Here is an 11840-nt window from a genome sequence, read left to right as displayed (position 1 = left end):
GCGAGTTAGCCTGTACAAAATCATACAACTTCGTTCGGAAAGGATGTTTCTATATGAAGCGCTTGTTCTGTTTGGCTGCGATTGCGGCCGCAATGTTGGGGCACTCTTTTTCTGCGCAGGCCGCGGGCCTGGAATTTGGAGTGGGGAGTACCAGCGATTCGACCATGACCTATCGGTTGGGGCTGACCTCGGATTGGGATAAAAGCTGGTGGCAGACCGATACGGGCCGCGTGACCGGTTACTGGAGCGGCGCCTACACCTACTGGGACGGTGACAAGCGCGCCAGTGTCAGCAGCTTGTCGTTCTCGCCGGTTTTTGTGTATGAGTTTGCCGGGGAGAAGGTGAAGCCGTACATCGAGGCTGGGGTTGGCGTGGCGGTGTTCTCCCGCACGCGGGTTGAAGACAACAACATCGGCCAGGCTTTCCAGTTTGAAGACCGACTGGGCTTTGGCTTGCGCTTTGTCGGCGGGAGCGAAGTGGGCATTCGGGCCACCCATTACTCCAATGCCGGGATCAGCAGCAATAACGATGGTGTCGAGAGCTACTCGCTGCACTACACGCTGCCGTTGTAATTCTCAAGAACACCGCAAAACCCCTGTAGGAGCTGGCTTGCCAGCGATGCAGGCACCTCGGTGCATCAGTTGCACCGAGTTGACGCTATCGCAGGCGAGCCAGCTCCCACAGTTGATCTGTATCGGTTCCGAAATCAGCGATACACCGTCGCAATCCCCTGGCGCTCATCAATGCACTCCGGCGCGCCCATCTCGAACTCCCGGCAGATCAGCGGCCGCTTCTCATAAATCGTGCACATCATCGTGTCGCGATCCAGCGCCGCGCACCAGCCGTCATCCAGGCGCAGCATGACTTCGCCGCCCCAGTCGTCGGTGTCGATAAAGCGATCAGGCACGCCGGTGTCGGTGATCAGCATGACTTCCAACTGGCAGCAGCATGCGGCGCAGGTGGAGCAGGTGACGGCAGGTTCGGCGATTTGGGTGTGGGGGATGTTGGTCATAGGCGCGCAGTGTAAGGCAAGCGGCTTATGCGTGTGTGAAAGGCCTGACGGACGTCAGTGTGCCAACTGCCTGGCGACCCAGTGCAGCAATGGAAAGATCATGCCCCAAAGCAACGCCAGGCCGAGGAGGGTCGCCACGGTGCCATAGCCGAAACTGACCCCGGCCAACTGGCTGCCGGCGTAATAAGACAATGGCCCGCCCACCGCGCCCAGCAGGCTTGCACGCCACCAGGGCTGTGCGCTCCAGGCCAGGCAATGGCGCAGCGTGGTCGCCAGCAATGCCCACAACAGGATCAGCCACACCGGCGCCAACGGCCCGGGCAGGCTGAAGTGAAACACGCCAAACGCGCGCAGCGCGGTGTCGATCACCGTGCCCAGCAGGGTGACGGCCAGGATCACCTGGCCTTCCTCGGACCACGAAGTTATCCACAGCAGGTGGACCGCCAGCACGGCCACTCCCACCAATAGCCACAGGCTGTCGCCGCCCAGCACACAGGCAAACCAGCCGCACTGGAACAGTACGGCATTCGCCAGCGGTTTAAGCATCAAAACGCCCGAGCAGTGGCTGTGTCAGCGCCGCCGGCTTGGCCAGCAGCATCTGTGCGGTGCCGATGGTGCGCTCCATAAAACCGCCTTCGCAGTAGCACAGGTAAAACTCCCACAGCCGCAGGAAGTATTCGTCGTAGCCCATTTCCGTCAGGCGGCTGTGGGCGCGGCGAAAGTTCTCATGCCACAGGCGCAAGGTTCGCGCGTAGTGCAGGCCGAAATCCTCCATGTGCAGCAGGTTCATGTCGGTGTCGCGGCTGACGATCTCAAGCATTTTCTGTACGCAGGGCAGGGCGCCGCCGGGGAAGATGTAGCGCTGGATAAAGTCCACGCTGCTCTTGGCCTGTTCGTAGCGTTGTTCACGAATGGTGATGGCTTGCAGCAACATCAGGCCGTTGCCCTTGAGCAACTGCGCGCACTGCTTGAAATAGGTCGGCAGGAAGCGATGGCCCACCGCTTCGATCATCTCGATGGACACCAGCTTGTCGTACTGCCCGGTCAGGTCGCGGTAGTCCTCCAGCAGCAGTGTCACCTGGTTCTGCAAACCCAGGGCCTCGATGCGTTTTTCGGTGTAGGCAAACTGCTCCTTGGACAAGGTCGTGGTGGTGACCTTGCAGCCATATTGCTGCGCCGCATAAATCGCCATGCTGCCCCAGCCGGTGCCGATTTCCAGCAGGTGATCGGAGGGTTTCAGCGCAAGCTTCTGGCAGATGCGTTCCAGTTTGTTCAACTGGGCCTGTTCCAGGGTGTCGTCAGCGGTGAGGAATTGTGCGGCCGAATACATCATGGTCGGGTCGAGGAATTCTTCGAACAGGTCGTTGCCCAGGTCGTAGTGGGCGGCGATGTTTTTCTGCGAGCCCTTGCGCGTATTGCGGTTGAGCCAGTGCAGGCTTTGGGTGAAGGGCCGCGCCAGTTTGGCCAGGCCACCTTCCAGCGCATCCAGCACGTCGAGGTTACTGACCATCACCCGCACCACGGCGGTGAGGTCCGGGCTGCTCCAGTAACCATGAATAAAAGCCTCGCCCGCGCCGATGGAACCGTTGGCCGCCACCAGCCCCCACACCGCCGAGTCGAGGATCTGGATTTCCCCCAGCAGGTGCGCTTCCCGTGCGCCGAAGACTTGCCGTTCGCCGTCCTCGACCACCACCAACTGGCCGTGGCGCAGTTGGCCGAGCTGGCGCAGCACCGCCTTACGCAGCAGTGCGGCGGTCATGCCGTTGACGTTCAAGCGGTTGGATTTGACCGATAAGCTAGGGGATTTCATGGCGGCGATCCTTGGTGTACCCGACTGCGGTGCGAGAAGCGCCTTCGGCGGCGTGATGGGAAAAAATAGGCGTGCGTTTAAGTAAAAGGCGCAGGGCCTGCCAGTAAATGGCCAGGCAAGTCTTGGCGGTCATCCACGGGAAGCGCCACAGGTAGCGGTGCAGGCTGGCGCGGTTCAAGGCTTCGCGTTGCAGGCTCAAGGTGGCGTCGAAGACTTTCAGCTCGCCTTGCCAGTCGGCCATGTGCACGCCGAGTTTCGCGGCGGGCGGGCTGAAGCTCATGCGGTATTCCAGGTCCCGGGGCAAAAACGGCGACACATGAAACGCCTTGGCCACGGCGAAGTGCTGGTGCTCGTCGGCAGGCAACGCCTGGGCCGGCAGCACGTAGTGATAGCGCTCGCGCCATGGGGTGTTGGTCACTTCACAGAGGATCGCGGCCAGTGTTCCATCGGCCTCGAAGCAGTAGAAGAAACTCACCGGATTAAAAGCCAGGCCCCAACTGCGAGCCTGGGTCAGCAGGCAGATTGCGCCCAGGGGGATGCGCCCCAGGGCCTTGCCGACTTCTTGGCGTACGGCATCGGTCAAGCTCATGCCGTGACGGGTCAACTCACGCAGGTAATCCTGCTGGCGAAACGCGAACGGCGCCCAGCGCTCGCCCGCCAGTGGCGACAAGCCGAACACTTCGTGCTGTTCGCTGAGGTCCAGGTACAGCAGGCCGATCCGGTAGCGAAAGGCATGGCCCTTGGGCGTAAACCGCCGATGGGCGATCCAGCCGCTGTAGAGGGCGCTGTTCACAGGATCTCCCCAAACGCCTTGGCCACACGCAACGCGCTGACCACGCCGTCTTCGTGGAAACCGTTGGCCCAGTAGGCGCCGCAATAGTAGGTGTGCTGCGCGCCGTGCAGTTCTTCCCAGCGCGCTTGTGCGGCCACGGCGGCCAGGCTGTATTGCGGGTGGGCGTAGGTGTAGCGGGCAAGGACTTTGAGCGGGTTGATCATCGCCGTCTGGTTGAGGCTCACGCAAAAAGTAGTGGCGCTGTCGATGCCCTGCAGGATGTTCATGTCGTAGGTCACGGCAGCCTGTTTGTGTGCGCTGCCGTCCAGGCGATAGTTCCAGCTGGCCCAGGCCAGTCTGCGGTCGGGCAGCAAGCGGGTGTCGGTGTGCAGGACTACGTCGTTGTCGGCGTAGGGCAGGGCGCCGAGGATCTGTTGCTCGGCCGGGCTCGCGTCGCCCAGCAATGCCAGGGCCTGGTCGCTGTGGCAGGCGAACACCACCTTGTCGAAGGCCTCGCTGCCGGCGGCGCTGTGGATAACCACGCCGATCGCTGAGCGTTCAACCCGGGTAACCGGGCAATTGAGGCGAATTTTTTCGCGGAAGGACTGGGTCAGCGGCTCGATATAGCGGCTTGAGCCGCCTTCGATCACGCACCATTGCGGCCGGTTACTCACCGACAACAAACCATGGTTCTTGAAGAACCGTACGAAGAATTGCAGGGGAAACCCGAGCATGTCCGCCAGGGACATCGACCAGATCGCCGCCCCCATCGGCACGATGTAGTGCTGGATAAACCGCTGGCCGTAGCCGCCGGCTTGCAGGTACTCGCCCAGGGTCATCTCGGCGCTGATGCGTTGCTCTTGCAAGTCCAGCGGCGCCTGGCGGTTGAAGCGCAGGATGTCGCGCAACATGCCCCAGAACCCTGGCGACAGAATATTGCGGCGCTGGGCGAACAGGCTGTTGAGGTTGTTGCCGTTGTATTCGAACCCGGCGTTCGGGTCGCACACCGAAAAGCTCATCTCGGTGGGTTTGAACGTCACGCCAATCTGGCCCAGCAGCTTGATGAAGTTGGGGTAGGTCCAGTTGTTGAACACAATAAAACCGGTGTCCACCGCATAGCTTTTGCCCTCCACCGTGACATTGGCGGTGTGGGTGTGCCCGCCAATGCAGTCGCTCGCTTCGAACAACGTGATGTCATGGCGGCGACTGAGCAGGTAGGCACTGGTCAGCCCGGCGATGCCGCTGCCGATGATGGCGATCTTCACAGGTCGTCCTTCCTCGGTGGCGGGCTGCGCAGCATGCGTTTGCCGATGATCAGCCTGGCGCGGTTCGGCAGTTTTGACAGCGGCCACAGTGCGGCAATGAACAGCGCCGGGAAGGCAATTTCCAATGGACGGTTTTGCAGCTTGGCGAAGATATGCCGCGCGGCCTTGTCTGCGGGCCAGCTCAAGGGCATCGGGAAATCGTTGCGGGCGGTCAGCGGTGTGTCGACGAACCCCGGGCTGACCACGGTCACATCGATGCCTTCGGGCGACAGGTCGATACGCAGGGATTCGAACAGGTAGCGCAGGCCGGCCTTGGAGGCGCCGTAGGCTTCCGCCCGGGGCATCGGCAGGTACGTCACGGCACTGGCCACGCCGACCAGGTGCGGGCTATGACCGGCGCGCAACAGCGGCAGGGCGGCCTCGATGCAGTAACTGCTGGCCAACAGGTTGGTGCGCACCACGTGTTCGATGATCGAGGCGTCGAACTGTTTGGCATCCACGTATTCGCAGGTGCCGGCGTTAAGGATTACCGTGTCCAGCGAGCCCCAGACCACGGCGATGTGCTCACCGATTTCGCGCACGGTCTGGCTGTTGGTCAGGTCGCCTGCCACCACCAGCACTTGCCCCGGATATTGCTGGGCGAGTTGCTCCAGCGGCGCCTTGGAGCGGGAGCTGACGGCCACATGGGCGCCGCTGTCGAGCAGCGCTTTGGCCAGTTCGGCACCGATGCCACTGCTGGCACCGGTCAACCAATAACGACGGGGCGGCACAAGGTTCATCCCATTCTCCTTTTCAGCCAACTGACCACGCCGCCGAGGATCGGCACGTGCTCATACAGCAGTGCACCTGCGTCGAAATAATCTCGATGCTGGTACACCTTGTCGCGCCACAGCAGGTGCGAGCAGCCTTCGACGCGAATCACTTCGCCCTTGGCCAGGCGCGGGTGGCAGAAGCTCATTTTCCAGCGCAGGTAGCCTTCGCCTTCAGCCACCTGATCGAAGCCATGGAAGTCAAAGCGCAGCTGGGTGACGTTGTCGTACAGCTCGGCGAAGTAACGGTGCAGCGCCGTCAGCCCATGCACCTCGTGCAGCGGGTCGGTGAAGCTGATGTCCTTGCTGTACAGGCTGTCGAGCAGGTGCAGGTTGTGTTTGTCCACACTGGCAAAGGCTTGGGCGAAGCGGCGCAGGAAATCACTCATAGCTGCCTCCAGCCGCCTGGCGTGAAGGCAGGCTACGGAAGGCGGCGAGGGCGCGGTCGCGGGATTTTTTCAAATCGACGATAGGACGAGGATAGTCCGCCACGCCAAACAGGCCGCCCACGGCGTCGGGGTTGTGCACTTCTTTTTTGTTCAGCGCCGCCAGTTGCGGCAGCCAGTGCTTGATAAACACGCCTTCGCCGTCGAATTTTTCCGATTGGCTCAAGGGGCTGAAAATCCGGAAGTACGGCGCCGAATCGGTGCCGGTGGACGAACTCCACTGCCAGCCGCCGTTGTTGGCCGCCAGGTCACCGTCGATCAGGTGGCGCATGAAAAAACGCTCGCCTTCACGCCAGTCGATCAGCAGGTTTTTGGTCAGGAACATCGCCACCACCATGCGCAGGCGGTTGTGCATCCAGCCGGTTTCCAGCAATTGGCGCATGGCTGCATCGATGATCGGCAGGCCGGTGCGAGCTTCCTGCCAGGCCTTCAAGTCTTCGGGGCTGTTGCGCCAGGCCACGGCTTCGGTCTCGGGGCGGAAGGCGCGGTGGCGGGAGACCCGGGGGTAGCCCACCAGGATATGTTTGTAGAACTCGCGCCACAGCAGCTCGTTGATCCAGGTGATGGCGCCAATGTCGCCGCTTTCGAATTCGCCCTGGTTGCTTTGCAGCGCGGCGTGCAGGCACTGGCGCGGCGAAATCACACCGGCGGCCAGGTAAGCCGAGAGCTGGCTGGTGCCGGGCTTGGCCGGGAAGTCGCGTTCGTCCTTGTAGTAGCTGATTTGTGCGTCGGCAAACTGGTCGAGACGGCGCCGGGCTTCGGTTTCACCGGCAGGCCACAGCGCGCGCAAGGCTTCGCTCGGGGTAGCAAAACCGTCGACCTGATCGGGGATCGGGTCACTTTTGAGTTTGAGCGGCGCCTGCGCCTTGGGGGCGGCGATCAGGCGGGGAAGCGCGCCGTGCAAGCGGCTGTAGCAGACCTTGCGAAACTGGCTGAACACCTGGAAGTACGTGCCGGTCTTGGTCAGTACGCTGCCGGGCTGGAACAGCAATTGGTCCAGATAATTGTGGAACGTCACGCCCTGGGCTTCGAGGGCCGTGGCCACCGCTGTGTCGCGACGCTCTTCGTGGATGCCGTATTCGTCATTGACGTGCACCGACTCCACCGACAGCTCCTGGCACAGGTCAGCCAGGACTTGCGGTGCCTGGTCCCAGGTCGAGGCATGGCGGATCAACAGCGGAATGTTCAGCTCGCCCAGTGCCACGCTCAAGCTCTGCAGATTGCGCAGCCAGAAGTCGACTTTGCACGGCGCGTCATCGTGGGCCAGCCATTGCCCGGGGCTGATCAGGTAGACAGCCGCTGTCGGGCCGCGCTGTGCAGCGGCGGCGAGGGCGGTGTTGTCATGTAGGCGCAGGTCGGTGCGCAGCCAGATCAAGTGCATTTAAATAAGTCCACGCTGGATCAGTACCTGATGGGCCGACAACGGGTCTTCGGCCAGGAGCAATTCAGGAATGTCTTGGGTTAATACGGACAGCTCGGCCTGGTGGATGCATACCGTTGGTCCGGTTATCAGTTTTGGGCAACTGAACCCGCTCAACAGTTTGCCCAGCGCCGGCACATGCAGCGCCTTGCTCGAATACAGCAACACCGCGCGGGGTTGCAGGTGCTCGACGGCCAGGGCCAGTTCGCCGGCCGGCAACGGCCAGTCGAAGACTTCTACCGGGCAATCGGCGCTGCTGGCCAGCCAGGCGGTGAGCCACAGGTGCGGCTCCAGCGGCAGGTCGGAATGATTGACCAGCAGCAACGGCGCACCGTTGAGCTGGCGATTGTTGTGATACATCCGCGCGCCGAATTTGCTGCGCAGCCAGGAATAGAAAAACACCCGTTCCATCTGCGCGCCGAATTGGCCTTGCCAGCGCAGTTCAAGCTCCTTGAGCAACGGCAGCAGAAGTTGCTCGCACAGGGTGCGCGGCGGGTACAGCGCCATGGCCTGGTTGAAGGCGTCATCCACCCGGCGCTCGGCCAGTTCGCTGATGGCCTGCAACAGCTGCTGGCGCCGGTTGTGCCATTCGTTTTCCACCGGCGGTTCGCTGGTGCTGTGCGCGGTGTCGATCAGGCCCTTGACCTGGCTGACCGGCACACCGCGGTTGAGCCAGGTCAGGATGGTATGGATGCGCTGCACGTGCTCGGCGGAAAACAGCCGGTGCCCCTTGGGCGTGCGCTGGGGCACGATCAGGCCGTAGCGTCGCTCCCAGGCGCGCAGGGTCACCGCGTTGACGCCGGTCTGGCGCGCCACTTCGCGGATCGGCAGCCAGCCTTCTTGCAGGGCTTGGGCGAAATCTTCGCCGGGGTCATTGTCGTCTTGCAGGGAAACATTCATGGGTTAAATCGCATTCCGCAGGCTGAGGTTTTCCGGGTGCGGTTGCAGGTAGGCCTGCTGCGCGATGTAGCGGTCCGGATGCTGGCGAAAGTGGTGCTTGAGCAGGGTCAGCGGCACCACCAGCGGCACGATGCCCTGGCGGTATTGGCCAATGAGGGTCTGCACTTCCTGTTTGTCTTCGGCGCTGATGGCTTGCTTGAGGTAGCCGCTGATGTGTTGCAGCACGTTGGTGTGGGTGCCGCGCGTGGCGCACTTGCTGAGGGCCGTCATCAGTTCGCTGAAATAGCCGGTGGCCAGGGCGTCGAGGTCGACGTCCTTGCGCATGCCGCCCAGCAGGTTGCCCAGGCTTTTGTAATGCACCGGGCTGTGGGCCATGAGCAGGTATTTGTAGCGTGAGTGAAATTCCAGCAGGCGGTGGCGGGTCAGGCCTTCGGCGAGCAGTTGCTGCCAGGTGGCGTAGACGAACACCCGGGTCAGGAAATTTTCCCGCAGCACCGGGTCGTTCAGCCGACCGTCTTCTTCCACCGGCAGGTTGGGGTGGCGCGCGCAAAACGCCTGGGCGTAGATGCCGCGCCCGCCGCCGTCGATGGGCATGCCGTTGTCCTGATAGACCTTGACCCGCTCCAGGCCGCAGGACGGGGATTTCTGCATGAAGATGTAGCCGCAGAGGTCGGTGTGTTCAGCGGCCATTTGTTGGCCGTAATCGTCCAGCGGTTGGGTCACGTTGAGTTCGCGGTGCACGGTGCCGACGGCCTGAGGGTTCAGCGGGTCGCCCACCAGGCGGATGGGCTCGCGGGGAATGCCCAGGCCGATGGCGACTTCAGGGCACAGCGGCACGAAATCGAAATATTCGGCGAGAGTCTGGCTGCACAGCTGGGATTGTTTATGCCCGCCGTTGAAGCGCACGTTCTCGCCCAACAGGCACGCGCTGATGGCGATTTTCGGTTTGCTGGTGGCGGGCAGGGTGCTGGGCATGGCCAAACCTCTATGAAAAATCCTGTACAGAGTTAAATTTCTGTACAACTTAATCTCATCATAGATTTGAAGCTGTACAAGTCAAATAATTTGTACAGGTATTTTCGGAATGACTATTTCCAGCCGATTTTCCAGTCTTCGGCGTTTTGCAGGGTTTGCCAGGGCAGGCGCTGCACGCGATGGCTGATCACGGCTTCCAGCTCGATTTCCTGCACATCGCCTTCGTCGTCGCGCAGCAACTGGGTCACCAGGAAGTGTTTTTCCTTGTGCTGCGGGCGGGCTGCTGTCCACTTCGACAGCAGCAATTTGGCGGGATTGATGCGGTTCACTGCAGGTGCTCGATCAATCGCCGCGCCGCTTCCTGGCCGCTGAGCCAGGCGCCTTCCACACGGCCCGACAGGCACCAGTCACCGCACACGTACAAGCCCAGGTCGGCGTCGGCCAGCACGCCAAATTCGTGGCTGGTGGACGGCCGCGCATACAGCCAGCGGTGGGCGAGGGTGAAGGACGGCGCCGGCATGGCGCTGTGCAGCAGTTCGGCGAAGGCACCGTGCAGGTGTTCGATCACCGCTTCCTTGGACAGGTCCAGGTGTTGCTTGCTCCAGGTGCTGGTGGCGTGCAGCACCCAGGTGTCGAGGGTGGTGTCGCGCCCTGGTTTGCTGCGGTTGCGGGCCAGCCAGTCCAGCGGGCTGTCCTGCACGAAGCAGCCTTCCATGGGGGTGTCCAACGGCTTGTCGAAGGCCAGCGCGATGGCCCAGGTCGGGTCCATCTTCACCCCGGCGGCGGCACTTGCCAGCTTGGGCGCGGCGGCCAGCAAAGCGGTGGCTTGCGGCGCCGGGGTGGCGATGATCACGTGGCTGAACGGGCCATGGTTTTCACCGTCGGCGTCCAGCAGGTTCCAGTGGTGTTTGCCCTGGAACACTTCGGTGATGCGGCAACCGAAGTGCACCGGCAAGTCATCCAGCAGGGCGCGGGTGATCGCGCTCATGCGCGGCGTGCCGACCCAGCGGATCTGTTCATCGGGGGAGGGCGTGAGTTGCCCGGACTTGAAGTTGTACAGCTGCGGTTTCCATTGCTCGGCGCAACCCTGGGCCTGCCAGCGTTGCACCTCGTTGACGAAGCGCCGGTCGCGGGCGGTGAAGTACTGCGCGCCCATGTCCAGTGCCCCGGCATCGCTGCGCTTGCTGGACATGCGACCGCCACTGCCGCGGCTTTTATCGAAGAGTTGTACAGCGTGCCCCGCGTCTTTTAACGCTCGGGCGGCGGAGAGACCGGCGATGCCGGTGCCAATGATCGCGATGGGAACAGTCATGGGAGGCCTCGTTTTACCGTTGGGTACAGACTACGCCGACACCAATAGCTGTACAATATTGTTTTTTGGTATAAGTTTTGGCGTACCTGATCGTTTGGCGTGACCTATGGTTAAACCTGAAGGTTTAACCAGCGTTGCGCCCGATTAAAACATCCCTGTCTATAAAATAGACTAACGGTGGTCGGCGAACGTTACACGAGGAACAACTCATGCACATTTTGCTGACCGGCGGTACGGGTTTGATCGGCCGTCAACTCTGCCAATACTGGCTTGCCCAGGGCCATCGCCTTACGGTCTGGAGCCGCCATCCCGAACAAGTGGCTAAATTGTGCGGTGCCCAGGTGCACGGCATTGCCCGCCTGCAAGATGTAAACGAGCCGTTGGACGCCGTGGTCAACCTGGCCGGCGCGCCGATTGCCGACCGTCCCTGGACCCATAAACGCAAGGCGCTGCTGTGGAGCAGCCGTATCGGTCTCACCGAAACGTTGTTGGCCTGGCTTGAGGGCCTTGAGCAAAAACCGGCGGTGTTGATCTCCGGCTCTGCGGTGGGTTGGTACGGCGACGGCGGCGAGCGTGAGCTGACCGAAGACAGTGGCCCGGTGCAGGACGACTTTGGCAGCCAGCTATCGATCGCCTGGGAGGAAACGGCCCAGCGCGCCGAAGCATTGGGGATCCGCGTGGTGCTGGTGCGAACCGGGTTGGTGCTGGCGGCCGAGGGCGGCTTTTTGTCGCGGCTGTTGCTGCCGTTCAAACTGGCGCTGGGCGGGCCTATCGGCAATGGTCGGCAGTGGATGCCGTGGGTCCATATAAAGGATCAAATCGCCCTGATTGATTTTCTTCTGCACAAGGAAGGCGCCAGCGGTCCTTATAATGCCTGCGCGCCACACCCGGTGCGCAACCTTGAGTTCGCCAAGACCCTGGGCAAGGTGCTGCACCGCCCGGCGTTCATGCCCATGCCGGCGTTTGCCTTGCGCATCGGCCTGGGTGAGTTGTCGGGCTTGTTGCTGGGTGGCCAGCGGGCGTTGCCGCAGCGGCTGTTGGCAGCCGGTTTCACTTTCCAGTTCACTGAGTTGCACGCGGCCCTGGACGACTTGTCCAGCCGCCTCTAGAAATAGGATG

The 11840-nt window shown here is 62.1% G+C and carries 14 protein-coding genes; 2 read left to right on the top strand and 12 right to left on the bottom strand.

Annotation, left to right across the window (positions count from 1 at the left end):
- Positions 1–53 precede the first annotated feature (53 nt).
- Positions 54–572: an acyloxyacyl hydrolase gene (locus JFV30_RS02770; protein WP_010177022.1), complete on the top strand. Its 519-nt coding sequence runs from the start codon at positions 54–56 to the stop codon at positions 570–572.
- A 134-nt stretch (positions 573–706) separates the two neighbouring features.
- On the opposite strand, the gene JFV30_RS02765 is transcribed toward JFV30_RS02770, so the two are convergent.
- From JFV30_RS02765 to JFV30_RS02710, 12 genes are all read right to left on the bottom strand, one after another.
- Positions 707–1012 (bottom strand): YkgJ family cysteine cluster protein, encoded by a 306-nt coding sequence (locus tag JFV30_RS02765; RefSeq protein WP_003208416.1) that lies wholly within the window; start codon positions 1010–1012, stop codon positions 707–709.
- Positions 1013–1066: 54 nt separating this feature from the next.
- Positions 1067–1558, bottom strand: a complete 492-nt coding sequence (locus JFV30_RS02760; RefSeq protein WP_201121770.1) for a DUF2878 domain-containing protein — start codon at positions 1556–1558, stop codon at positions 1067–1069.
- Positions 1551–2822: an SAM-dependent methyltransferase gene (locus JFV30_RS02755; RefSeq protein ID WP_201121768.1), complete on the bottom strand. Its 1272-nt coding sequence runs from the start codon at positions 2820–2822 to the stop codon at positions 1551–1553. The genes JFV30_RS02760 and JFV30_RS02755 overlap by 8 nt, the downstream gene beginning before the upstream one ends.
- Entirely contained in the window at positions 2809–3615 is an 807-nt protein-coding gene (locus tag JFV30_RS02750; protein WP_010177019.1) for a DUF1365 domain-containing protein, read from the bottom strand. Before JFV30_RS02750 ends, JFV30_RS02755 begins: the two co-directional genes overlap by 14 nt.
- Positions 3612–4859, bottom strand: coding sequence for an FAD-dependent oxidoreductase (locus JFV30_RS02745; RefSeq protein ID WP_201121767.1), 1248 nt, complete (start codon positions 4857–4859; stop codon positions 3612–3614). The genes JFV30_RS02750 and JFV30_RS02745 overlap by 4 nt, the downstream gene beginning before the upstream one ends.
- A complete protein-coding gene (locus JFV30_RS02740) occupies positions 4856–5638 on the bottom strand; it encodes an SDR family NAD(P)-dependent oxidoreductase (protein WP_201121765.1) in 783 nt (260 codons plus the stop codon). Before JFV30_RS02740 ends, JFV30_RS02745 begins: the two co-directional genes overlap by 4 nt.
- A complete protein-coding gene (locus tag JFV30_RS02735) occupies positions 5635–6057 on the bottom strand; it encodes a nuclear transport factor 2 family protein (protein ID WP_201121763.1) in 423 nt (140 codons plus the stop codon). The genes JFV30_RS02740 and JFV30_RS02735 overlap by 4 nt, the downstream gene beginning before the upstream one ends.
- Complete coding sequence (phrB, locus tag JFV30_RS02730) at positions 6050–7495, bottom strand: deoxyribodipyrimidine photo-lyase (RefSeq protein ID WP_201121761.1); 1446 nt, start codon at positions 7493–7495, stop codon at positions 6050–6052. Before phrB ends, JFV30_RS02735 begins: the two co-directional genes overlap by 8 nt.
- The gene (locus JFV30_RS02725) at positions 7496–8434 is read right to left on the bottom strand and encodes a MerR family transcriptional regulator (RefSeq protein WP_010177013.1); all 939 of its coding nucleotides are present in this window, start codon (positions 8432–8434) and stop codon (positions 7496–7498) included.
- A gap of 3 nt (positions 8435–8437) precedes the next feature.
- Positions 8438–9409: a YbgA family protein gene (locus JFV30_RS02720; RefSeq protein WP_446739848.1), complete on the bottom strand. Its 972-nt coding sequence runs from the start codon at positions 9407–9409 to the stop codon at positions 8438–8440.
- Between the two features lie 113 nt (positions 9410–9522).
- Complete coding sequence (locus JFV30_RS02715; RefSeq protein ID WP_010177011.1) at positions 9523–9738, bottom strand: TIGR02450 family Trp-rich protein; 216 nt, start codon at positions 9736–9738, stop codon at positions 9523–9525.
- Positions 9735–10721 carry an NAD(P)/FAD-dependent oxidoreductase gene (locus tag JFV30_RS02710; protein WP_010177010.1) on the bottom strand — a complete coding sequence of 329 codons (987 nt, stop codon included), beginning with the start codon at positions 10719–10721 and terminating at the stop codon, positions 9735–9737. Before JFV30_RS02710 ends, JFV30_RS02715 begins: the two co-directional genes overlap by 4 nt.
- A gap of 209 nt (positions 10722–10930) precedes the next feature.
- Here JFV30_RS02710 and JFV30_RS02705 point away from each other — a divergent pair, with 209 nt between their 5' ends.
- A complete protein-coding gene (locus JFV30_RS02705; RefSeq protein WP_201121759.1) occupies positions 10931–11830 on the top strand; it encodes a TIGR01777 family oxidoreductase in 900 nt (299 codons plus the stop codon).
- The last annotated feature ends 10 nt before the right edge of the window (positions 11831–11840 follow it).

The sequence above is a fragment of the Pseudomonas sp. TH32 genome (genome assembly GCF_016650855.1).
GTDB lineage: Bacteria > Pseudomonadota > Gammaproteobacteria > Pseudomonadales > Pseudomonadaceae > Aquipseudomonas.
Note: the sequence above shows the minus strand (reverse complement) of the source record. Positions and strands in the feature narration are given on the sequence as shown.

What these genes read in the sequence shown, in the direction of transcription:
- JFV30_RS02770 (WP_010177022.1), top strand. Translation starts at nt 54, where the DNA reads ATGAAGCGCTTGTTCTGTTTGGCTGCGATTGCGGCCGCAATGTTGGGG.
- JFV30_RS02765 (WP_003208416.1), bottom strand. Translation starts at nt 1,012, where the DNA reads ATGACCAACATCCCCCACACCCAAATCGCCGAACCTGCCGTCACCTGC.
- JFV30_RS02760 (WP_201121770.1), bottom strand. Translation starts at nt 1,558, where the DNA reads ATGCTTAAACCGCTGGCGAATGCCGTACTGTTCCAGTGCGGCTGGTTT.
- JFV30_RS02755 (WP_201121768.1), bottom strand. Translation starts at nt 2,822, where the DNA reads ATGAAATCCCCTAGCTTATCGGTCAAATCCAACCGCTTGAACGTCAAC.
- JFV30_RS02740 (WP_201121765.1), bottom strand. Translation starts at nt 5,638, where the DNA reads ATGAACCTTGTGCCGCCCCGTCGTTATTGGTTGACCGGTGCCAGCAGT.
- JFV30_RS02735 (WP_201121763.1), bottom strand. Translation starts at nt 6,057, where the DNA reads ATGAGTGATTTCCTGCGCCGCTTCGCCCAAGCCTTTGCCAGTGTGGAC.
- phrB (WP_201121761.1), bottom strand. Translation starts at nt 7,495, where the DNA reads ATGCACTTGATCTGGCTGCGCACCGACCTGCGCCTACATGACAACACC.
- JFV30_RS02725 (WP_010177013.1), bottom strand. Translation starts at nt 8,434, where the DNA reads ATGAATGTTTCCCTGCAAGACGACAATGACCCCGGCGAAGATTTCGCC.
- JFV30_RS02720 (WP_446739848.1), bottom strand. Translation starts at nt 9,409, where the DNA reads ATGCCCAGCACCCTGCCCGCCACCAGCAAACCGAAAATCGCCATCAGC.
- JFV30_RS02710 (WP_010177010.1), bottom strand. Translation starts at nt 10,721, where the DNA reads ATGACTGTTCCCATCGCGATCATTGGCACCGGCATCGCCGGTCTCTCC.
- JFV30_RS02705 (WP_201121759.1), top strand. Translation starts at nt 10,931, where the DNA reads ATGCACATTTTGCTGACCGGCGGTACGGGTTTGATCGGCCGTCAACTC.